Origin of the sequence: Nonomuraea sp. NPDC050556 (assembly GCF_044457355.1) — a bacterium.
Taxonomy (GTDB): Bacteria; Actinomycetota; Actinomycetes; order Streptosporangiales; family Streptosporangiaceae; genus Nonomuraea.
Window position 1 is genome coordinate 445,454 of the sequence record NZ_JBITGU010000003.1, and the last position, 21,343, is coordinate 466,796.

Here is a 21,343-nt window from a genome sequence, read left to right on the forward strand (position 1 = left end):
ATTGAGGGGCTTTGGGGAGGGATGTCGGTAATGATGCGAGTCTTTCGGGGGAGAGACAGGTATGCAGCTGACCATCCAGTCGCACGATGACGCCAGACGCGCCCTTGCCATCACCGGCCCGGGACCGATCCCCGCACCCCTCCCCATCGGCGAAGCGCCGAACGTGGGCGAGGGGGTGCTCTCGGGCGGACGCCTGCGCGTGCTGGTCGGCCCGGACGTGGTCCGTACGCTGGCATTGCTGGCCCGCGACGCCCACGCCTGCGCGACCGCCGTCAAGGAGCTCGCCGTGGGCGGTCCGACCCCGTTCCTACGTGGCTGCCTCGTGGAGGCCCTGCGCCTGTGGCCCAGAGCCCCGTTCCTGACCCGGGTGACCACCGCCCCCGTGGCGTGGCAGGGCATCCGCCTGCCGGCGGGCACCACCATCACCATCCCCGTCCACCTACTGGCCCCAGTGCAGGCCTTCTCCCCTTGGCACTGGCTCAGCGCGGGAACCCCAGCCGACCTGTGCGCCGAGGAAACCCTCACGTTGGGCCAGGCGGCGCTGGCGTCCTTGCTTCCGGAACGTGGCTACGAACTCCTGGACCCGGTGCCCGCGAAGCTGGACCCGTCCCGCCTTCGCTTCGCCGTCCACCGCGTGGGCCGAGCCGTCCCCAGACCCGCCCACCCCACCGTCCCCCGCCAGCGCGAGAACGCTCAGGCGGCGGTGAGTTCGAGGGTGTCGCGGCTCACGAGTGACGCGTAGTGGCCGTCCAGGGCCAGCAGTTCCTCGTGGGTGCCCAGTTCGACGACCTTGCCGTGGTCGAGCACGGCGATCTGGTCGGCGTCGCGGACCGTGGACAGGCGGTGCGCGATGGTGATCGTGGTACGGCCCCGCGCCAGCGTCTCCAGGGCCTCCTGGACGGCGCGTTCCGTCTGCGTGTCCAGGGCGCTGGTTGCCTCGTCGAGGACGAGGATCGGCGGGTTGCGCAGCAGCGTGCGGGCGATGGCCAGGCGCTGCTTCTCCCCGCCTGAGAAGCGGTAGCCCCGCTCGCCGACCACGGTGTCGTACCCGTCGGGGAGCCCGGAGATGTGGTCGTGGATGCGGGCGGCGCGGGCCGCCTCGACGAGCTCCTCGTCGGACGCCGAGGGCTTGGCGAAGCGGAGGTTGTCGGCGATGGAGGCGTGGAAGAGATAGGTCTCCTGCGACACCACGCCGACGGTCTCGGCGAGCGAGGAGAACGTCAGGTCGCGCACGTCGACGCCGTCGATGGTGACCTGACCCTCGCCCACGTCGTAGAGGCGGGGGAGCAGGTAGCTGAGGGTGGTCTTGCCCGAGCCGGTCTCGCCGACGATGGCGAGGCTGGTTCCCGCGGGAACCGTCAGGGAGACGTCGGACAACGTCGGCGCCTCCCCGTAGGAGAAGGAGACGTTGGAGAGGCGGACGTCGCCTCGCGGCCGGTCCAGCGAACGCGAGCCCGGGGTGATGTCGACGGGCAGGTCGAGGTACTCGAAGATGCGGCCGAACAACGCCAGCGAGCTCTGCACCTCCACCCCCGTACGCAGCAGCGACACGGTCGGGCGGAACAGGCTCATCTGCAGCGTGGTGAACGCCACGACGGTGCCGATCGAGACCAGCGACGTCATGCCGGAGGCCCAGTAGATGACCGCGGGCATCGCCGCCATGATGATCTGGATCGACGACTGCCGCCACCGGCCGGCCATGCTGGAGCGCACCTCGAGGTCGGCCAGCTCGTCGGAGGCGCCGCTGAAACGCCGGGTGAGCTCGGGCGACTGGCCCATCGTCCGGCCGAGCAGGATGCCGCTGACCGACAGCGACTCCTGGACCATCGACGACATCGCGGCCAGCTTCGTCTGCCGCTGGGCGGTGATCTTCTTGCGCTCCTTGCCGACCTTGCGGCTGATGCCCACGAAGACGGGCAGCAGCAGGAGCGACACCAGCGTCAGCCGCCAGTCGAGCACCAGCATCGCCACGATGGTGGCCAGCACGGTGGTCAGGTTGGAGACGATCGAGGTGGCCGTGGAGGTGACCACCGACTGCATGCCGCCGATGTCGTTGGCCAGGCGCGACTGCACCTCGCCGGTGCGGGTGCGGGTGAAGAACGCCAGCGACATGCGCTGGAGGTGGCTGTAGACGCTGGTGCGCAGGTCGTGCATGACCCGCTGCCCGACGGTGGTGGAGATGAAGGTCTGCATCACGTCGAACACGCTGGTCGTGACCGCGACCGCGATCATGCCGAGCGCCAGGAGGGTGAGCAGCCCGGTCCTTCCCTGGGGGATCGCCACGTCGAGGACCTCGCGCAGGAGGAACGGCGAGGCCAGCGAGACCAGTGACGACAGTGCGATGAGGCCGAGAACGACGGCCAGGCGCCCGCGATAGGGGCGGAAGAGCTTGACGATGCGCCGCATCGGCGCGCGGGGTTCCTCTGTCATAGACGTCCTTTCAGATGTTGACTCAAACAGAGGTTACCTCATAATCATTCCCGAGAACAATGAGATAAACTCTGACTGTGGAGACCGAACTGTCAGAGCTGGTGCACCGCACCGGCCACCGGCTGAAGCACGGCTACCGCCGCGTGCTCGAACCGCTGGGCCTCAGCCCAGGTCAGGGCCGCGCGCTGAGGGTGCTCGCCGAGGCCGACGGGCCGCTGCGGATGGGCAGGCTCGCCGAGTCGTTGCGCATCGTCCCGCGCTCGGTGACGCCCGTGGTCGACGCCTTGGAGGAGGCGGGGCTGGTACGCAGGGAGGTCGACCCGGCCAACCGGCGCTCCACCCTGCTGGTGCTGACCGAGCGCGGCAGGCAGGTCTACGGGCAGGTGGTCGAGGCGCGTGGCGAGGCGGCCCGCGAGCTGTTCTCCGTACTCTCGGAAGAGCAACAGGAGCAGCTGCGCGCGCTGCTCGCGATCGTCGACGCTCAGCCCTGGTAGGTAGCGCCCCCGACGACCGTCGCCAGGCAGGGCGCGTCGTCCAGCAGGGAGCTGTACGGATAACGGCCCCCGGCCGCGAACACCGCGAAGTCGGCCCTGCTGCCAGGCCCGAGCGAGCCGATCCTGCCAGGCCCCTGGTTCATGCCCAGCGCCCGAGCGCCGCCCAGCGTGGCGGCCTCGACCAGCAACCGGTCCAGTCCGGTCATCCGCAGCCCGAGCGCACGAGCCTGCGCGCGGACACGCGCGGCCGCGCTCAGGCTCAGGGCGATCGGGTCACGCTCCTCCAGCAGCGCCAGCGCGTCGCCCGGCCCGGGGCTGACCGCGATAGCGGTCTGCCGCAGCCGCAGCAGCTTGCGCTCGCCCGGGTCCAGCGGGCCGGAGCACACGACGTGGCAGTGGGGGCCGAGCACGCCCGCCTCGTCCAGTGCGGGCGCCGAGCGCAGCGACAGGTCCGCCAGCAGCCGCATCCCGAACGTCCTGGCCAGCACCGCCACGTCCTCCAGCACGTGCGGGTCGCGCGCGTGCGCCGCGATGCCCACCGGGCCTGGATGGTCGACCTCGCGCAGCGCGGTGATGAGCGCGTCGCGCTCGCTGTCCTCCCACGCCTCCTCAGACCCGCAGGTCACCTCGATGTAGGTGACGCCGGGGGCCACGAAGTTCATGCAGGCGGCTGCCGTGACCCCGGGAGAAAGAGCGGTGGCGTAGGCGTCGACCAGCCCGGCCACGATCAGGCCGTCCCAACGCCGCTCCTCGCGGACGGGGAAGTGGGTCAGCAGGTCGGCGCGCCTGCCCACCTGGAGTACCCGGTCGCCGCGCACGACCACCGCGCCGTCGCGGACGGGCTCGGTGGCGACGGGCATGACGAGGCGGGCGGAGTGCAGCACGACGGGTTCGGGCGCGCGGGTACGGAGAACCTGCCCAGTACGCGCCGCAAACCGCATGAGATCTCCCCCTGGCATTAAACGGCAGCTCCAGGACTCGGTGCAATTGCGACACGGGGTCGATATCTGCCCGACAGTCTGGCGAGCTTGAGGCTGAGGTGAAGGCTGAGCCGTTCGCCACCGTCCTTGAGGTCGGTCTGCGCCAGCTCCTCCACGCGTTGCAGCCGGTAATAGAGGGAGGTGCGGTGCAGCCGGAGCAGGCGGGACGTGGCCACGGCGCTGCCGGCCAGATCGAGATACGCCTCCAGGGTCTCCAGCAGCGGGAGGTGCTGCTCGTCGGCGAGTAATCGCTCCAGCCCCGGGTGCAGGTCGCCGCGCGGGAGGTGGGTGAGCATCCGGTAGACCCCGAGCCTGGCCCACTCCGCCGACCTGCCGAGTCCCGGCACCCGCGCGGCCACCTCGGCCGCGTGCCGCGCCTCTGTGTAGGAGTCCGCCGCCTCGGCCAGGCTGGGGCGCGGCCGTCCGATGCCGACCACGACGGGGAACGGCATGGCCGCGTGCAGGTCGTCGGGCAGCGCCGGGCCCGCGGTGAGGAGCACGGCGTGGTCGTAGCGGACCAGGTGCAGCGGGTGGTGCCCGGCCAGGCGCCGCCGTACGGCGAGCAGGCCCTGCTCCAGGGAGAGCCGCAGCGCGTCGCCAGGCTCCGCGGACAATGGCATGGCCACCAGCGCGGTCACCGGCTGCGCCTGAGGGAACCCCGCCTCGATCAGCGGCCGCGCCGCGTCCCGCTCGCCGAGCAGCAGCCCGGTCACCGCCTCCAGCTCCCGGTGCGAGGCCAGGCCGATCGCCAGGCTCTCGTGGAAGAGCGACAGCGCCAGCGCGGGCGCCACGTCGGCGGCCAGCTCGACGTCCGCCGCTGACATGGCAGGGGAGGCGTCGATGAACCAGAGGAAGCCCAGCAGCGCGCCCGAGTGCCTGACCGGGACGCAGACCCGCGCCAGCAGCCCGAGCTCGGGGTTGCCCGGAGTGCGGAGCGGGCCGGAGGACTCGAAGATCCCCGTCTGGCGTAACCACTGGCGCACCTCGGGCGTGGTGTGCCTGCGCAGGATGGAGTCGCGCCGGATGTCGTCGAGCGCGCCGCTCTGCTCGCTGTAGGCGACGACCCGCTGCAGCCGGTCCTCCAGGAGGATCGGCCTGCCCAGACGCGCGGCGAGCTCGTCGACGGCGCGCTGCAGATCCACCACCGCCGCTCCCATCTGGACTTTTCATCAAATGTCGGAATAAGCCTGGTGGGTCTTCCCTACAACTGATCGGTGATCTCCGTCAAGAGCGTCTATAGCGTCCTGAATCGTGAGTTACCCGAAGAAGCTGCTGAAAGGCCTGCTTGCAGCCCTGGTGCTGATCCCGCTGGGCCTCTCGGCCACCCCCGCCTCCGCCGATCCTTCCTCCCCGGATCCAGAAACACCCTGGCGTCTCGACCAGTGGCCGCAGACGCAGCCATGGCAGCAGGACCAGGACGCCGACGCCCAGACGCTGCGCACCGGCAAGCCGGCCCCCGAGGTCGCGCCGATCGACCCGCAGAACTGGAAGAACCCCGACCACATGACGTGGGCCGACTACAAGAAGGTGCCGGACACCACCTGGAACGACCCCAGCCGCAAGGGCTCCACGCGCCAGTTCAAGGGCGCGCTCGTGCTGCTCGACTACCCGAACCAGCCGTTCGTGGTGACACAGCCGCAGGGTTCGACGATCTTCAAGAACCCCAGCGCGCAGGCGCACGACGTCCCGCGCGACCAGGTCGCCAAGTTCTACCAGGACTTCCTCAACACCCCGAGCGACCTCAACAAGGGCCACACCATCCACGAGTACTGGATGGAGGACTCCAACGGCCGCATCGGCGTCGACCTGACCGGATTCGGCCCGTACACGCTGCCGGGCAAGGACCACGAGTACGCCATGGAGTTCCAGGGCGGCACCGGCTGCCCGGCCGGCGACACCTGCAACAAGAACCTCCGCGCGGACGGCCACGCCGCCTGGATCGGCGCGATCCCGCCTGACGAGGCCGCCAAGTACGACTTCATCTTCTACCTCAGCGCCGGTCAGGACGAGTCGTCCACCTGGCAGGAGTTCGGGATGATGAAGTTCCCCACCAAGGAGGACGTGCCCGACGAGTGGGGTCCCGAGGACCCGGCTCTGCCCAACTGGGTCAAGACCCGCTACGTGCCGTGGACCTCGTGGCAGTCCGGCTCCACCTTCTGGCCCAACGCCAACCCGGGCGTCGACTCGGTGCAGGCGGAGAGCTCCGGCATGTCCGTCTACGCGCACGAGCTCAGCCACATCTTCGGCGTGTTCGACAACTACAACAACCCGTTCGCCAACCCGGTGCGCAGGGCGTACTCCGGCATCTGGGAGATGCTCAGCCGCGGCACCTTCAACGGGCCTGGCGGGCCGCACAGCCGGTGGCTGATCCCGCCGACCTCGGGCGCGTCCATGGGCGCCCAGCACATGCTGCGCAACAAGATCAAGCTGCAGATGGTCGACGAGAAGAACGTCCTGCGCCTGTCGCGCGAGGCGCTCGACGAGTCCGGCCTGGTGACCGCCAGGGTGACCGCTCGCGAGGTGAACCCTGGCGAGAAGGGGCTGGCCGGGGTCAACATCCAGTTCGACACCGGCGACAAGTCGGCGGCGTGCCGCTGGCAGACCGACCCGCTGTGCGACGGCGGCGGCTACGAGAACTACACGGTCGAGGTCGTCGACCGGATGGGCACCGACTCGTTCACCCCTGACTCGGGCGTCCTGCTGGCCAAGACGAAGAACCAGGACAACGCGCCCTTCGAGTGGGTGATCGACGCCAACCCGCAGGACATCAACATGACCGACTACGTCCTGCCTGACGGGACCAAGGTTCCGATCACCATCGGGGACTACCGGCAGCTGTCCGACGCGCTCTTCCACGCGGGGACCGACTCGGGCAGCGAGTACGAGTACGTCGACCAGGCCAACCGGCTGCACTTCTACGTCACCGACGTGAAGCGCGACCGTAAGGGCATCCTGTCGTACACGGTGGCCATCCGTTCGCTGGACGGGGCGGGGCCGCAGAAGCGCGGCGTCAGGCTGCTTCCGGCGGCGGGGATCCCGGTCGGCAAGGGGATCTCCACGTGCACGTTCCCGCTGTTCAACACCGGTAAGGCGGCTCCGGCCGCCGGGACGCACCCCGAGGACGTCAGCGCCTACCTCAACGGCGACGTCTACCGTCTCAAGGCGGAAGTCTCCGGCAACGGCTGGTCGGTGCAGCTTCCCAACGCGCTGGCGTCGGTGAACTTCGGCGAGCACGCACTGGTGAAGGTCAACGCGCTGCGCGCGGACGGCGGCAGCCGGCTGGGCAAGGTCACGCTGACCGCCACCTCGGAGAGCGACCCCAGCAAGACCATGACCACCACCTGCCACGCGGTCGGTCTGTAGCACCCCTCACGTGGCCGGGCGCCCTCCGCGCCCGGCCACACGCCTAGCAGAAAGACCTTTCCTTTTTCCCCCGCGCTTGCTTACGCAGGTGAGGGAGATGTGAGAGGTCTCTTCGTCAGGTGTTCTTAACTGATCTCTCTCCTCTCATCAGGGACTGCCGGGCCGGGGGTTGACCAGGGGCTTTTCTGGGATGATCGATTCGGGTCATCCGGCTGACCGGAAGCATTCACACGACCGTGGCCGAGGAGTCTGGCGCGAGCCATCTCCGATCGGTTTGAATCACCCCCAAGGGGGTGTGTATGACGGGGCCGTTAGCGTTGCCGGACGACGAGCCTCCACGCAGGCGCAGAAGGGTTCCGCTCGCCGCGCCCGTCGCAGCGGGTACGGCTGCCGCCGCAGCGAGCATCCTCGCCGCCTCCCTCGAATGGGACATCCCGGTAGCCGCCAAGGTGGGCGTGAGCCTGGCCGCCGCGATCCTCGTGGGCCTGGCGACCTGGGCCACCACCCTCACCTCCAAACCCCAGGGCGAGACCGACCCGGCCGCCGAGCCGTCCTGGCGCCCGCCCGACCAGTGGCCACCGGTCCCCGAGCACTTCACCGGCCGCGGCGAGGCCCTCGGCGAGCTGCGCAAGGTGTTCGCCGAGCGCCGCAAGTCCCACGAGGTCACCCCGCCGCTGGTCGTCTCCGTGTACGGCAGGGGCGGCGTCGGGAAGTCGGCGCTGATGGCCAGGTTCGGCCAGGAGGTCGTCGACTGGTTCCCCGACGGCCGCCTCTACGCCGACCTGCGCGGCGGCGTGGACGCCCCGGTCAGCCCCGAGGAAGTGCTGATCGGCTTCCTGCGCGCCCTCGGCGTACGCCTGACCACCGACCCCGGCGGCCTGCAGGAGCTGCGCAAGCTCTGGCGCACGTGGACCAAGGGCCGCAAGATCCTCATCGGTCTCGACAACGCCCACGACGGCGACCAGGTCAAGCACCTCCTCCCGGCGGAACCCGGCTGCGCGGTGATCGTCACCTCGCGCCAGCCGCTGTTCCTGATGAACACCTACGACACCCAGCTGAGCGTCTTCAGCGAGGCGCAGGGCGTCGAGCTGCTGGCCAGGCTGGCCGGCGGCGAGCGGGTCGTGGACGACCTGGCCAGCGCCAGGGAGATCGCCCGCATCTGCGACTACCTCCCGCTGGCGATCTCCATCTGCGGCGGCCGCCTGGCCACCCGCACGAACTGGTCGCTGCGCGAGCTGGCCGGACGGCTGGCCGACGAGCGCCGCCGCCTCGACCAGCTGGAGCTGGCCCGCACGGTCGACAAGAGCGTGCGCGCCTCGGTGCAGCTCAGCTACGACGACTGCACCGGCATCCAGCGCAGGCTGCTGCGCCTGCTGACCGGCCTGACCTCGCCGGACGTGCCCGGCTGGGTGGCCGGGGAGCTGCTCGACATCTCCGAACTGGACGGTTCCGACCAGCTGGAGGCGCTGATCGACGCCCAGCTCGCCGAGTGTTCCGGCACCGACCCGACCGGCGCGATGCGTTACCGGCTGCACGACCTGGTCAGGCTGTTCGCCGTCGAGCTGGCGGGCGAGGACGAGCGCAGGACGGCCGCCATCGAACGGGTCCTGTCCGGCTATCGCCGCAGGGCGGAGGCGGCCGCGCAGGACCGCTGGCCGCAGGACTGGAGCCGCGGCGGCCGCAGGTCCAGCGCGGACGGCCAGTCGCACGCGGCTGACTGGCTCAACGCGGAACGGCTCAGCCTCGTCGCGATGGTCAAGCTGGCCAGGTCGCTGGAGCTGTGGGAGCTGACCTGGGGACTCGGGCGGGCGTTCTGCTCGCTGTGCCACTCGCTGCGCGCCTACTGGGCGGACTGGGGCGAGGTCGCCGAGATCGCCATCGAGGCCGCCAGGCGCATGGACGACCGCCGCGCCGAGGGCATCTCGCTGCTGGACAGGGCCGCGGTGATCGGCGGGCTGGGCGGGCACGAGAGCGGGCGCGGCGACGCGGAGTGCGCGCTGGAGCTGTTCACCGACCTGGGCGAGTCGTGGTGGGCGGCGCGGGCGATGCGCACGATCGGCATGTCGCTGTTCGGCGACGGCCACCTGGACCGGGCGCAGGGCTACCTCATCGGCGCGATCACCTCGTTCAAGGGCGAGGAGGACCTGTGGTGGATGGCGCGCACCCAGCGCAACCTGGCCGAGCTGCGGCTGGCCGAGCGGCGCCCGGAGGAGGCGCGCGAGTTGCTGGAGGACGCCCTGGAGGTGTTCAAGAACGACGGCAACCGCTACTCCGAGGCGCAGACGCTGCGCGCCTACGGCGAGGTCCTGGCGGCCCAGGCGCGCGGGATGCGCGCCGAGGGCGACCTGCGCGCCGCCGACGGCGGCTTCACCAAGGCCGGTTACAACCTCGACCGGGCCGCCGAGATGTTCAGGCAGCGCGGCGAGCTGTGGGAGGAGGCCAGGTGCCTGCGCGCCGCCGGCGAGGTGGGCGACCCCTCCAACGGGCTGAAGGAGCTGGCTTTCGTACGGCGGGCCGAGGAGATCCTTTCGGCGCTCGGCGACTCCTGGGGCGTGGCGCGCACCGCGCTGTCCGCCGGGCGGGCGCTGGCCAGGCTCGGCAGGATCGACGAGGCCGAGGGCGAGCTGCTGCGCGCCAAGCTCGCCTTCGAGGAGCTCGGCGACCGGTGGTGGATGGCCCTGTCGCTGCGCTACCTGGGCGAGGCGCATCTCGACGCGCGCGACAGCGGCTCCGCCGTACCCCCTCTCGAGCAGGCAAGGGAGCTCTACCGCAGCCTCGGCAACGAGGCGGGCATGCGCCGCACGCTCGAACTGCTCAGGAGAGCGGGGTCCTGAACAGGTGCCCGGCCGCCTGCCTGGCCTGGTCGATGCTCTCCTCGAACAGCTCGCGCATGTGCTGCGCCTGCTGGGCCAGCTCCCTGATGTGGGTGTGGGCCAGCTCGTCCTGGACGGTCTCCGCCACCAGCCGCTGGTAGTCGGGGGTCCGGTCGACCAGCACCTGCAGCCGCCGGTGCGCGCGGTAGACCTCGTCGGCGTGCACCACCTGCGTCGCGTACTTCTCCAGCTGGCGCACCCGCTTGGACAGCGAGGTCCAGGCGGCGTCGAGGGCGCTGGTGTAGGGCTTGAACGCCTCGTCCATGCCGGGCGGCAGCTCGCGCGGGACGATCCTGCCGTGCTCGTGGTGCATCCTGGCCAGGCGCGACAGCCGGGTGGAGATCTGCCAGACCTCCTCGGGCAGCGTCACGTTGTTGGCCACGCTGTCGATCAGCCCCGCCCGGTGGACCTCGGAGGCCAGGATCGTGTCCGTGGCGTCCTGCGCGCGGCGCAGCAGCACTTGGCAGGGGTAGTCGAGGTCGGTCGGCAGGATGTAGTGCGCCTGGTGCTGGTGGGCCAGCTCCAGCCGCCGCCTGGTGTCGCGGTTGGTCGCGCCGACGGCGATCCAGCGCAGCACGCCCGCCAGGGCCATGACGAGGCCGGCGACGACCATGCCCTCGGTGTCGGCCACCATCCAGCTCAGCAGCAGGAGGCCGGGAATGACGAACAACAACGTCGGATGGTACGGCTGAGCGGGGCGTTTGCCCCTCCTGGCCTCGCGGAGCAGGTGCGGGCTCGCGCGTAGCTGGAGCGACACCTCCGGAGGCAGCGACGGATCGATGACCAGCCGCGGGGGGAACACGCGCGGATCCACCAGACCTCCCTACTGTTTCGTGTTTCTTCATGCTGCGTCATCAATTGCCCATCCGCACACTTTTGAGGCGACATATAGGCTCAGAGCGATGAACGAGCTGACGAGATGGATCGAGCTGGAGGGCGCGGCCAACGTCCGCGACCTGGGCGGACTGGCCACGAAGGACGGCGGAGTCACGCGGTTCGGCCGGATTCTGCGATCGGACAACCTGCAGGGACTCACCCCCGGAGACGTCGACAAGCTTGTCGGGGAGCTGAAGCTGCGCCGCGTGGTCGACCTGCGTTCTGGCCCCGAGGTGCGGCTGGAGGGCCCGGGGCCGCTGGTGTCGGTGCCCGAGGTCACCGTGCACCACCTGACGCTCTTCGCCGAGGGCGGCACGCACACCGACGTCGAGGCCGACCGGGTGCTGCCGTGGAAGGAGCGTTCCGAGGAGGCCGTCGCCGAGCTCCGGGTGACCGGCTTCTACTACGGCTACCTGCGCGAGCGCCCGGACTCCGTGGTCGAGGCGCTGCGCGTCATGGCCATGGACGACGGCGCGGCCGTGGTCCACTGCGCGGCGGGCAAGGACCGCACGGGCGTGCTGTGCGCGCTCGCGCTCTCCGTGGCCGGCGTGGAGCGCTCGGAGATCGTCGCCGACTACGTGGCGACGGGCGAGCGGCTCGAGAGCATCCTGGGGCGTCTGCGGGCCAGCGAGACGTACCGGGCGGACCTCGACACCCGGCCCGCCTCCGACCACATGCCGCTGGCCGCCTACATGGAGCAGTTCCTCTCCGTCCTGGACGAGCGGTTCGGCGGGCCGATGGAGTGGCTGGCGGCGAACGGCTGGACCGAGGCGGACACCGCGGCCCTGCGCGCCCGCCTGCTCGACTAGCCCTCCTCGGCGGGGAAGATGATCGTGCTCAGGAGGTAGGGGCTGCGGTCGGGCGTGGGTTCCCTGCCCGCCTTGGACCTGAGGATCCTGACCAGGTCGCCGAGCATCTCGGCCAGCTCCTCCTCGCTCAGCCACATCGGGAACTGCCGGTAGGACACCGAGTCTGCCGTCGGGTCCGCCTCCTCCCTGTCGAGGTAGGTGTTGAACTCGGCCAGCAACACGGCCATCGCCGCCGCGAACCCCCGGCGGTGGTCGTCCTTCGTCATCGAGGCTGCGGCGTCGGCGTCGATCGTCGCGCGCTGCCTGCGCAGCCGGTAGTGGCGCTCGACCGCTCCGTGCACCCGCTGCTCATCCACGACCTCCAGCACTCCTGCCTCGGCCAGCAGCGCGACGTGCCGGTAGACGGTCGTCTTCGGCACGTCGGGCATGGCCGCGCACAGGTCCGAGGTGGTGCGCGTGCGCTCGCCTGACATGGCGTGCACGATGCGCAGCCGTACCGGATGAAGGATCAGATCAATCGTGTCCACGCCCATACAATCCCATATCTGGTACCGTTTCCAAAGTTGGGAAAGCACTTGGAGGGCACATGTCTTTGAGCGAACCGGCAATCATCCCCCTCACTACGCTCGACCCGGCGGCGCCGCTGGACGACCTCACCTGGCTCGACCAGGTCGTCGGCGACGCCCGGGTGGTCGCGATCGGCGAGAGCGCCCACTACAACGCCGAGTCCTACCTGCTGCGCCACCGCGTCCTGCGCTACCTCGCGGAGCGGCACGGCTTCAGCGCGTACGCCATGGAGTCAGGGTTCACCGAGGGATGGCTGACCGACGGCTGGGTGCGCGGCGGCGACGAGCACACGGTCGACGAGGCCATGGGCGTCGGGATGACGTCGCTCATGGGGTTCTGGACGCAGATGCGCGGCCAGCTGGAGTGGATGCGCGGGAGCGGGGTCCACTACTACGGCGTCGACAACCCGGGCTCGAACGCCTCGCTGCTGCCCGGCATCGACGCCATCACGGCCTACCTGGGCGGCGATGTGGACCCGGCCCTGCGCGAGACGGCGGCGATCTACGCGGCAGCTTCGCCGTTCTCCGTGATGCAGGCCATCGGCGACTACGCCGAGCTGCCGGAGGAGCGCAGGGACGCGGTGACGGCGATGCTCGCCGAGCTGGTCGAGCGGACCGCCGACCAGAAGGACGAGCCCGCCGTGCAGTCGCTGCGCCTCACCGCCAGCCTGGACGCGATGATCCGCGAGATGGTGCGCGGCAACCCCGACGGGGCGGTGTTCGGCATCCGCGAGGTCGCCATGGCCGACAGCGTCGAGTGGATCCTGCGCCAGGAGGGCCGCATCGTGCTCGCCGCGCACAACGGGCATGTGCAGCGCTGGCCCATCACCATGCCGGGCACCGCGCCCGCCACGACGCTCGGCATGCACCTGGCCGAGCGCCTCGGCGCGGACTACGTGGTCATCGGCACCACCACGGGTGAGGGCGAGACGCTCAACACCGGGCCTGACTTCTACACCGGCAAGCTCTTCACCGAGCTGGGGCCGCCGGAGGAGGGGACGCTCGACGCGCTGATGGCCGCGAGCCGCGACGGCGCCTTCGCCACCGACCTGCGCCGGTTGCCGCCCGCCGACGCCAAGCTCGTGGAGGCGGCCGACCGGCAGCGGCTGGGCGCGGTCACCAGCCCGGTGCGCGCGCTGGACGCCTACGACGTCCTCGTCCACCTCCCGCACGTGACGGCGGCCGATCCCGACGCGGGCGCGCTCGCCTGCGCTCCGGCCGAGGTTCAGACCGCCTTCACGCCGACGTGATCGCGGTGATGCTTGGGGGTGTCCACCTCGTCCAGCAGGGCGATCGCGAAGTCGGCGTAGGAGATGCGGCTCGCCGCGTCGGCCGCGGCCAGGCCGTAGCCGCCGGTGCGCGGGCCGCCGTGGTCGAAGTCGCCTGACGGGCTGACCACCACCCAGTCCACGGCCGGGTCGGCCGCGCGCAGCACCTCGGTGCCCGCCGCGTGGCTCAGGTAGAAGCCGCGGTACTCCTGCGGGTACCCGTCGGTGTCCATGAGCAGCGCGCCGGACGCGGTCTCCAGCACCGAGGCCAGCCCGACGGACACCAGCCGCGACACCCCGGCCGCCGCCATCCCGTCGAGCAGCGAGCGGGCGGCGGTGGCGAAGAAGTCGGGCGCGGTCAGGTCGGCCGCCGCGTGCACCACGGCGTCCGCGCCGGTGGCCAGGGCGGCGACCGTACCGGCGTCCGTGACGTCCCCGGCCACGACCCGCACCCCTGCAGCGGCCAGGTCGCCGTGCGCCGCCGGGTCCCTGACCACGGCGGTCAGCCGGTGACCGCGCAGGAGAGCTTCTTGTACGGCTGCGCGCCCCGCCCTGCCGCCTGCGCCGAAAACGATGATCTCGCTCATGTCGTGCTCCTCAACTCGGAAGGTGCCCCGACGCTAACCGAGGGGGTGGTTACCTCCGGGGTACCTTGGTGGGCGTGACCCTCGATCCCGATATGTTCGACCCGGTGTGTCCCTCTGACCTGTCACCCATCCGCATCGGCGACAAGTGGGCCGGGATGATCATCCGTTGCCTGGAAGATGGTCCCCGTCGCTTCTCCGAGCTGCGCGTCCCGCTCAGAGGGGTCACTGCCAAGGTCCTCACCCAGTCGCTGCGCGCCCTCGAGCGCGACGGCCTGGTCTCGCGGACCGTCCTCGACGAGCGGGTCCGCCACGTCGAGTACGCCCTCACCCCGCTCGGCCGCAGCATGCTGGAGCCGATGCGCGCCGTGTGCGAGTGGGCGGAGGACCACTGGGACCAGCTCATCGACGCCAAGAACTAGGCTCACGCGGCGGCGATCACCTCGATCTCCACCAGCCAGTCGTCGGCCAGCGTCCGCGCCACGATCGCCGTCGTCGGCACCGGGCGCCCGCCCAGCGCCGCCACCCTGGCCGCGGCATTCGCCTCGGCGTACGAGGGGTCGCGCAGGTAGCTGGTGAGCCGCACGATGTCGTCCACCGTCATCCCGGCGCTCGCCAGGATCGCGCGGATGTTGGACCACACGAGGTCGAGCTGCTCCTGCAGGGTGGCGCCCGCGACGCCGTCCGCGTCCAGGCCCATGGTCCCGGCGACGAACAGCAGGCGGCGCGGGTCGCGGACCTCGATGGCGTGGACGTAGTCCTCGGTGCTGGCGTATACCCCGGTCGCGGGGTCGTGCGTGACGATCATCCGTCCATCGAAGCGGCGGGCCCGGCGGGTTCCCAGAGCCAATTGGACCTCAGCGCTTGGGCCACGCCCACGCGGGCTGGTCGAGCGGCTCGCGCCCGGCGACCGTGGTCTCGCCGAACTCCTTCACCAGCTCGATGGTCTGCGCGTCCCGCCTGGCCAGCGCGACCGCCAGCGGCTTGGCGTGCGTGACGACCACGACCTGGGTGTGCCCGGCCGCCTTGACGATCAGCTCGGCCAGCGGCTCGATCAGGTCGGGGTGCAGGCTCGTCTCGGGCTCGTTGAGCACCAGCAGCTCCGGCGGCCGCGGCGTCAGCAGCGCGGCCACCCACAGCAGGTACCGCAGCGTCCCGTCGGACAGCTCGGCCCCGCCCAGCGCGCGCAGCAGCCCGTGCTGGCGCAGCGTGAGCTCGAACCGCCCGTCGGCGTTCACGATCTCCACCCGGCTGCCGGGGAAGGCCCGGTCGACCGCCTCGTCCATGCCTTTGGCGTCGCCGATCTCCCTGATCGTCTGCAGCGCGGCAGCCACGTCCGACCCGTCATGGCTGAGCACCGGGGTCCTGGTCCCGATCTGTACGGCTCGCGCGGGAGCGTCCATGTCGGTCCTGACATGATGGTAGAAACGCCATGACCGCATCCGCTCCCGCAGCGCCATCAGGTCCGGGCACCGCTGCGGCTCGGCGACCTCGCTCAGCATGCTGTCGAAGCTCTGCAGCTCGTGCGGCACCCAGAACCACCCGCCGTCCGGCTCGCGCAGCCGTACGGCGGGCCCGCCCCTGTCCGCCAGGAGCGTCGCGGGCCGCATCACCGGCCCGCTCCACGACACCTCGCGCTTGATCTCCGGGTCCTGGTTGAACTCCGACAGCGCCGGGATCGGCAGCCCCAGGTCCATGGCGTACCCGAAGTCGTCGGCGGAGAAGCCCAGCTTGAGGCTGACCGGACCCGACCTGCGGGTGCCCTGGATCGGGTGGGTGCCGTCGCGCATGGCCCGGCTGATCGTCTCCGGCCCCGCCCACAAGGTGGAGCGCAGCCCGCCCTCCCTGGCCAGCGCGGCCACCGCGCCGTTGCGCGAGGAGTCGGCCAGCAGGTGGAGCGCGCGGTAGAGGCTCGACTTGCCGCTGCCGTTGGCGCCGGTCACCACGTTCAGCCCCGTCAGCGGCACCACGAGGTGGCGCAGCGACCGGTAGTTCTCGACGGCCAGGGTTCGGATCACCCCTCCATGCTAGGAAGGCACAGCGCCCGCTCCACCAGCGCCTTCACCGCCGGCGTCGGATCGCCCTCGTACGCGGTGACGTTGAGGCTGAGCTGGCGCCTGCCGTCCGCGCTGTGGAAGGTGACCGTCGAGTAGCCGGGCACGCCGCCGCCGTGGCCGTAGACCATGCCGCACGACAGCTTGGCCGTCTCCAGCCCGAGCCCGTAGTCGCCCTTCCCCACCGTCGTCATCGCCTTGAGCTCCGCGGGGCGCAGCAGCCTGCCGCTGAACAGGGCGCGGAAGAACGTGTCGAGGTCGGCCGTCGTCGAGATGATCCCGCCGGCCGCCCCGGCGATCGTGGGGTTGATCCTGGTCACGTCGTACGGTTTGCCGTCGACCATGACGTAGCCGTGCAGGTGCTTCCCCCTGATCGCGGTCGAGGAGGTCGGGGTGGTGGTGCTGGTCAGGCCGAGCGGCCTGACGATCCGCTCGGTGATCTCCTGTGTGTACGGCCGGCCGGTCACGGCCTCGATCACCATGCCGAGCAGGATGAAGTTCGTGTTGGTGTAGGCGAACCTGGTGCCGGCCGGGAACAGGCGCGGGTGCTTGTTGGCCACGTCGACCAGGTCCTGCCCGGTCCAGGTGCGCTCCGGCTCGGCGATCCTGCCCCACTTGTCGAACAGGTCGTCGGTGTGCTCGGGGACGCCGCTGGTGTGGCCGAGCAGGTCCTTGATCGTCACGGTGTCCGCCTGCTCGACGACGCCGGGGAGGTGGGCGCTCAGCGGGTCGTCCAGCTTGAGCTTGCCCTCCGCGACGAGCTGGAGGACGACGGTGGCGGTGAAGGCCTTGGTCACGCTGCCGATGCGGAACCTGGCGCCGGGGGTCGCCGGCGTGTTCCTGCCGAGCTCGATCCGGCCGGACGCGGCCCGGTAGGTCCTGCCGTCCCGCCGCACCTCGGCCACCGCCGCGGCCGTCCCGGCGGCCACGATCCTGTCCAGGTAGGGGCGAAGCGGGTTCGTCGCCACGCTGGTCGTGCCGTTCGTTGCTGCGCCGGTCGTGCCGGTGAGCGCCAGGGAGGTGGCCACTGCCACCGCGATGAAGGTCATGATCCCCAGCGTGTCCTCCGGCGGCCCGCTGGACATCGGGGTGATCCCCGGGCGCGCCCCTGCCGGGCCGGTGGAGTCTCCTACCCGAGGAGTAGGAGCAGCGCGGGCACCCAGTGGTCCCCGTAGCGTTCGCGCAGGTCGGCCCGGCGCCAGTCGTCGCCGGTCACCCGCCCCCTGCAGAGCGACGTGCCGCAGGCACAGGCCATGGCGAAGTCCGCCGTCGCCGTGCTGGTCCCGTAGTCGTTGGTGACCTCCTCGCCGGGCGCGATGTCCCGCCGGGCGACCAGGGTGACGGCGTCGGTCCACCAGAGGTTGGGGTCGCAGCTGTGGTTGCCCTTGCCGTTGGGCGTGCCGGGCGGCAGCACCAGGTGCCGGTCGGGCCCGACGGTGATCGTGTCCACGTAGGTGTCGGAGGTGGCGAACAGCTCCTCCAGCTCGGCGGTGGTGACCTCCCGCCCGCCCAGCCGCGACACGATCGTGCCCTCGGCGATGGCCTCGGTCGCGAACAGCCCCTCACCGGCGATGGGGGAGTGGCGCACCTCAACGCCGGGGTGTAACCACACGGACTGTCCCTTCCTCGGCTGAACGGCGGGCCGCCTCGATGACGGTCAGCGCCTCGACGACCGAGTTCGGATCCACCGGGGTGCGTCCCTCGGCGATCGCTCGGTAGAAGTCCAGGTAGGCGCCGCGTTCCGTGGCGACGGTGTCGTCCCCGAGTACGCCCCAGCGCTCCTCAGGGTCGTCGCCGAAGCCGGGCGCGGCAGGGTCGATCCCCGCGCGGAGCTGCTCCTCCTGCACGTCCAGGCCGTACTTCACGTAGGCGGCCCGCGAGCCGAGCACACGGAAGCGCGGCCCGAGCTGGGCGGCCATCGCGCTCACCCACAGGTGCGAGCGGGCGCCTGAGACGTGGGTCAGCGCGATGAACGAGTCGTCGTCGGACTCCACCCCAGCGCGCCTGACGTCACTTTCGGCGTACACGTGCGCGACCGGGCCGAGCAGCTGGATGGCCTGGTCGACCAGGTGGCTGCCCAGGTCGTAGAGCAGGCCGCCGACCTCGTCGGCGCCGCCGGACTCGCGCCAGCCGCCCTTGGGCTCGGGGCGCCACCGTTCGAACCGCGACTCGAAACGGAGCACGTCGCCCAGCGCCTCGTCGGCCACGAGCCTGCGCAGGGTGAGGAAGTCGCCGTCCCAGCGCCGGTTCTGGAAGACGGTGAGCATGAGGTCCCTGTCGCGGGCCAGGTCGACGAGCTCCTGGGCCTGCTCCGCCGTACGGGCCAGGGGTTTGTCGACCACCACGGCCTTGCCCGCCTCCAGCGCCCGCTTCGCCAGCGGGACGTGGGTGCGGTTCGGCGAGGCGATGACCACCAGGTCGCACAGGCTCTCGACGTCGCCGGGTACGGCTCGCGCGCCGTATTCGCGCTCGACCTCGGCAGCGCGCTCCGGGTTGTTCGTGACGACCGCGGCCAGGCGGAGGCCGGGGGTGGCGTGGATCAGCGGCGCGTGGAAGAACTGCCCGGCCACGCCGTACCCGATGAGACCGACCCTGATGGTCATGCTAGTTGTCCCGCTCGTCCCGCTCCGCCAGGAACTGTTCGAACTGCGCGGCCAGCTCGTCGCCCGTGGGCATCGGCGCGGACTCGGCCATCAGGCTCTCCCGCTCCGCCCCGGCGGCGAACGCGTCGTACTGCTGCTCCAGCCCGCTGATCGCGGTCGACAGCTCCTCCGACGCCTGGATCTGCTCCTCGATCTCCGCCGTGGTCCGCTCGGCGGCGTCGTGCAGCGTCTCCATCGGGAACACCAGCCCGGTCCCCTTGGTGACCGCCTCCAGCGCCGTCACCGCGGCGTGCGGATACTCCGCCTGCGACAGGTAATGGGGCACGTGTACGGCGTAGCCGAGCGCGTCCTTGCCCTGCGCGCCCAGCCGCAGCTCGATCAGCGCGGCGGCGCTGCCCGGCACCTGCACCCTGCTGAAGGCGCTCGTCTGCGCGTTGATCAGCTCGGGGCGGCTGGCGTGCGCGGTGACGCCCAGCGGGCGGGTGTGCGGCACCGCCATCGGGATGCCGTGCACGGTGATCAGCTTGCTCACGCCGAGCCTGTCGACCAGCGAGCCGACGGCCGAGGTGAACAGCTCCCACTCCCGGTCGGGCTCGGGACCGCTCATGATGAGGAACGGCGTGCCTGTCGCGTCCTCCGTGGCGTAGACGGCGAGCTCGGGGCTCTCGCAGTCGACCCAGCGGTCGGTGTCGAAGGTCATGATCGGCCGTCTCGACCGGTAGTCGAGCAACCGGTCCACGTCGAACGTCGCCACGACGCGGTGCTCCAGCTCGGCCAGGAGGTGGCCGAGCGCCAGCCGTCCAGCGCCGCCCGCGTCCACGAAACCGTCGAAGTGGTAGAGCAGCACCGGATCGTCAAGCTCGGGCGCGTCGTCGGCGAGCTTGTAGAGATCCGTCGGGTCGGACACGGTAGGACAGCCTTTCGTTGTGGTTCTCAACCTTGAACCTACGGCGAGCCGGATCGATTCCGTGCACGGCACCCTATCGAGGGAGAATGGGCCGCATGGAGCCTGACCCGGAGCTGCGGGAGTTCGCCACCCGAATGTTCGACCTGGCCAGAACCGGCGAGACGGACACCTTGCGCGCTTACGTGGAGTCAGGCGTTCCGGTCGACCTCACCAACGGCAAAGGTGACAGTTTGCTGATGCTGGCGTCCTATCACGGACACGCGGAGACCGTACGGATGCTCGCCGCGCTCGGCGCCGATCCTGGCAAAGTGAACGACCGCGGACAGTCGCCGCTCGCCGGCGCGGTCTTCAAGAAGGAGCCTGACGTGGTCAGAGTCCTCCTGGAGGCAGGCGCGGACCCCAGGGCGGGCACGCCGTCCGCGATCGACACCGCCCGCATGTTCGGAGTGGAGGATTGGTTCGTATAACCCTGGAGGGGATGGAATTCACTATTTGCTCGATATGGCCTGATTTCAAGATCATTGCGATCATGTCTGTATGGCGAGAACCCCTGCGCGAGCCAAGCCCCTCCGTATCCCGATCCTGCAGTGCCCTTTCGAGAGTGAGGTGAACCCCCATGTCGATGCGGCCAGCGAGGAAAGCTTCGCGTGGCTCCTCGAATCGGGCATGCTCGATGAGCCTGACCTGCTGGAACGATACAAGATCGCTCGTTTCGGCTGGTTGACGGCCAGGGCATATCCGCTGGTCGACCATGACATGCTCAAACTGCTCATGGACTGGTGCATCTGGCTGTTCGCCTTCGACGACGGATTCTGTGAATCCGACGACCTCAGCCGGCATACCGCCAAGATTGCCAGGGCGTTGCCGGAAATGTTCCGCGTCCTGCACGACATCGAATCCGGCGAACCGATCACCAACGTGTTCGCCAAGTCGCTCCAGGGACTCAAGGAACGCATCGCCGCGCACGCCGAGCGCGACCAGCTCGACCGCTGGTGCACGGCCACCAAGGAGTACATCTTCGCCCAGGTGTGGGAGGCGGCCAACCGCGAGTCCGACGTGGTGCCCACTCCCGAGGACTACGTGTTCATGCGCCGCCGCACCGGCGCCATGTACCCGGTCTACGCCCTCATCGACATCGCCGGCGGCCGCCGCCTCACCCCGGACGAATGGCACCACCCCGACATCAGAGCGCTCACCGAACACGCCAACGACCTGGTCGTCTGGGACAACGACCTGTTCTCCTACGCGAAGGAGCGCAAACACGACAAGGCCCGGCACAACCTCGTCAACGTGCTGGTCACCCATCGCGGCTGCTCGCTCCAGGAAGCGCTGGACGAGGTCGCGACCATGCACGACGGGGCCGTGGCCGAGATGGTACGGCTACGCAAGTCGGTCGACACCTGGGGCACCAAGGCGGTCCTGGCCTACGTCCAGGGCCTGGAGCACTGGGTGCGCGGGCACATCGAGTACTCGCTCGGCAGCGCGCGCTACGTCCACGCCTGGCCGCGCGGCACCCAGTGGGCACAGGCGGTCTGA

Annotated in this window: 21 protein-coding genes; 9 read left to right on the forward strand and 12 right to left on the reverse strand. The window is 70.5% G+C overall.

Annotation, left to right across the window (positions count from 1 at the left end):
- Positions 1-61 precede the first annotated feature (61 nt).
- A complete protein-coding gene (locus ACIBG8_RS31220; protein WP_397346601.1) occupies positions 62-742 on the forward strand; it encodes a cytochrome P450 in 681 nt (226 codons plus the stop codon).
- On the opposite strand, the gene ACIBG8_RS31225 is transcribed toward ACIBG8_RS31220, so the two are convergent.
- Positions 694-2,430, reverse strand: coding sequence for an ABC transporter ATP-binding protein (locus ACIBG8_RS31225; protein WP_397346602.1), 1,737 nt, complete (start codon positions 2,428-2,430; stop codon positions 694-696). The two genes, ACIBG8_RS31220 and ACIBG8_RS31225, sit on opposite strands and share 49 nt — an antisense overlap.
- Positions 2,431-2,507: 77 nt before the next feature.
- Between ACIBG8_RS31225 and ACIBG8_RS31230 the strand changes: the two genes are divergently transcribed.
- Positions 2,508-2,924 (forward strand): MarR family winged helix-turn-helix transcriptional regulator, encoded by a 417-nt coding sequence (locus tag ACIBG8_RS31230; protein WP_397346603.1) that lies wholly within the window; start codon positions 2,508-2,510, stop codon positions 2,922-2,924.
- On the opposite strand, the gene ACIBG8_RS31235 is transcribed toward ACIBG8_RS31230, so the two are convergent.
- Positions 2,912-3,865: an imidazolonepropionase-like domain-containing protein gene (locus ACIBG8_RS31235; RefSeq protein WP_397346604.1), complete on the reverse strand. Its 954-nt coding sequence runs from the start codon at positions 3,863-3,865 to the stop codon at positions 2,912-2,914. The two genes, ACIBG8_RS31230 and ACIBG8_RS31235, sit on opposite strands and share 13 nt — an antisense overlap.
- Positions 3,866-3,882: 17 nt before the next feature.
- Positions 3,883-5,049 (reverse strand): PucR family transcriptional regulator, encoded by a 1,167-nt coding sequence (locus ACIBG8_RS31240; RefSeq protein ID WP_397346605.1) that lies wholly within the window; start codon positions 5,047-5,049, stop codon positions 3,883-3,885.
- Between the two features lie 106 nt (positions 5,050-5,155).
- On the opposite strand from ACIBG8_RS31240, the gene ACIBG8_RS31245 reads away from it, so the two are divergent.
- Both ACIBG8_RS31245 and ACIBG8_RS31250 read left to right on the forward strand, forming a co-directional pair.
- Positions 5,156-7,267 carry a peptidase M6 gene (locus ACIBG8_RS31245; RefSeq protein WP_397346606.1) on the forward strand — a complete coding sequence of 704 codons (2,112 nt, stop codon included), beginning with the start codon at positions 5,156-5,158 and terminating at the stop codon, positions 7,265-7,267.
- A gap of 299 nt (positions 7,268-7,566) precedes the next feature.
- Positions 7,567-10,101 (forward strand): ATP-binding protein, encoded by a 2,535-nt coding sequence (locus tag ACIBG8_RS31250; protein ID WP_397346607.1) that lies wholly within the window; start codon positions 7,567-7,569, stop codon positions 10,099-10,101.
- Here the strand turns inward: ACIBG8_RS31250 and ACIBG8_RS31255 are convergent.
- Positions 10,082-10,954 carry a GIY-YIG nuclease family protein gene (locus ACIBG8_RS31255; protein WP_397346608.1) on the reverse strand — a complete coding sequence of 291 codons (873 nt, stop codon included), beginning with the start codon at positions 10,952-10,954 and terminating at the stop codon, positions 10,082-10,084. The two genes, ACIBG8_RS31250 and ACIBG8_RS31255, sit on opposite strands and share 20 nt — an antisense overlap.
- 88 nt (positions 10,955-11,042) lie before the next feature.
- Between ACIBG8_RS31255 and ACIBG8_RS31260 the strand changes: the two genes are divergently transcribed.
- Positions 11,043-11,825, forward strand: coding sequence for a tyrosine-protein phosphatase (locus ACIBG8_RS31260; protein ID WP_397346609.1), 783 nt, complete (start codon positions 11,043-11,045; stop codon positions 11,823-11,825).
- On the opposite strand, the gene ACIBG8_RS31265 is transcribed toward ACIBG8_RS31260, so the two are convergent.
- Positions 11,822-12,352, reverse strand: a complete 531-nt coding sequence (locus ACIBG8_RS31265) for a helix-turn-helix domain-containing protein (RefSeq protein WP_397346610.1) — start codon at positions 12,350-12,352, stop codon at positions 11,822-11,824. The genes ACIBG8_RS31260 and ACIBG8_RS31265 overlap by 4 nt on opposite strands.
- A gap of 65 nt (positions 12,353-12,417) precedes the next feature.
- Here ACIBG8_RS31265 and ACIBG8_RS31270 point away from each other — a divergent pair, with 65 nt between their 5' ends.
- Positions 12,418-13,641: an erythromycin esterase family protein gene (locus ACIBG8_RS31270; protein ID WP_397346611.1), complete on the forward strand. Its 1,224-nt coding sequence runs from the start codon at positions 12,418-12,420 to the stop codon at positions 13,639-13,641.
- Here ACIBG8_RS31270 and ACIBG8_RS31275 read toward each other — a convergent pair.
- Entirely contained in the window at positions 13,617-14,246 is a 630-nt protein-coding gene (locus ACIBG8_RS31275; RefSeq protein WP_397346612.1) for an NAD(P)-dependent oxidoreductase, read from the reverse strand. The genes ACIBG8_RS31270 and ACIBG8_RS31275 overlap by 25 nt on opposite strands.
- 74 nt (positions 14,247-14,320) lie before the next feature.
- On the opposite strand from ACIBG8_RS31275, the gene ACIBG8_RS31280 reads away from it, so the two are divergent.
- Complete coding sequence (locus ACIBG8_RS31280; RefSeq protein WP_397346613.1) at positions 14,321-14,665, forward strand: winged helix-turn-helix transcriptional regulator; 345 nt, start codon at positions 14,321-14,323, stop codon at positions 14,663-14,665.
- Between the two features lie 2 nt (positions 14,666-14,667).
- Here the strand turns inward: ACIBG8_RS31280 and ACIBG8_RS31285 are convergent, their stop codons facing one another.
- Genes ACIBG8_RS31285 through ACIBG8_RS31310 form a run of 6 tightly spaced genes read right to left on the reverse strand, consistent with a single transcriptional unit; the run spans position 14,668 to position 19,807 of the window.
- Positions 14,668-15,051, reverse strand: coding sequence for a RidA family protein (locus ACIBG8_RS31285; RefSeq protein ID WP_397346614.1), 384 nt, complete (start codon positions 15,049-15,051; stop codon positions 14,668-14,670).
- 49 nt (positions 15,052-15,100) lie between these two features.
- The gene (locus ACIBG8_RS31290; RefSeq protein WP_397346615.1) at positions 15,101-16,261 is read right to left on the reverse strand and encodes an AAA family ATPase; all 1,161 of its coding nucleotides are present in this window, start codon (positions 16,259-16,261) and stop codon (positions 15,101-15,103) included.
- On the reverse strand, positions 16,258-17,382 hold the full coding sequence (locus ACIBG8_RS31295; RefSeq protein ID WP_397346617.1) for a serine hydrolase domain-containing protein: 1,125 nt from the start codon (positions 17,380-17,382) through the stop codon (positions 16,258-16,260). Before ACIBG8_RS31295 ends, ACIBG8_RS31290 begins: the two co-directional genes overlap by 4 nt.
- 44 nt (positions 17,383-17,426) lie before the next feature.
- Positions 17,427-17,909: an SET domain-containing protein gene (locus ACIBG8_RS31300; protein WP_397346618.1), complete on the reverse strand. Its 483-nt coding sequence runs from the start codon at positions 17,907-17,909 to the stop codon at positions 17,427-17,429.
- Positions 17,887-18,900, reverse strand: a complete 1,014-nt coding sequence (locus ACIBG8_RS31305) for a Gfo/Idh/MocA family oxidoreductase (RefSeq protein ID WP_397346619.1) — start codon at positions 18,898-18,900, stop codon at positions 17,887-17,889. Before ACIBG8_RS31305 ends, ACIBG8_RS31300 begins: the two co-directional genes overlap by 23 nt.
- A gap of 1 nt (position 18,901) precedes the next feature.
- Complete coding sequence (locus tag ACIBG8_RS31310; RefSeq protein WP_397346620.1) at positions 18,902-19,807, reverse strand: proteasome assembly chaperone family protein; 906 nt, start codon at positions 19,805-19,807, stop codon at positions 18,902-18,904.
- A gap of 86 nt (positions 19,808-19,893) precedes the next feature.
- Between ACIBG8_RS31310 and ACIBG8_RS31315 the strand changes: the two genes are divergently transcribed.
- Together ACIBG8_RS31315 and ACIBG8_RS31320 are read left to right on the forward strand one after the other, a co-directional pair.
- Positions 19,894-20,274, forward strand: coding sequence for an ankyrin repeat domain-containing protein (locus tag ACIBG8_RS31315; protein ID WP_397346621.1), 381 nt, complete (start codon positions 19,894-19,896; stop codon positions 20,272-20,274).
- Between the two features lie 199 nt (positions 20,275-20,473).
- Positions 20,474-21,343, forward strand: coding sequence for a terpene synthase family protein (locus ACIBG8_RS31320; RefSeq protein WP_397346622.1), 870 nt, complete (start codon positions 20,474-20,476; stop codon positions 21,341-21,343).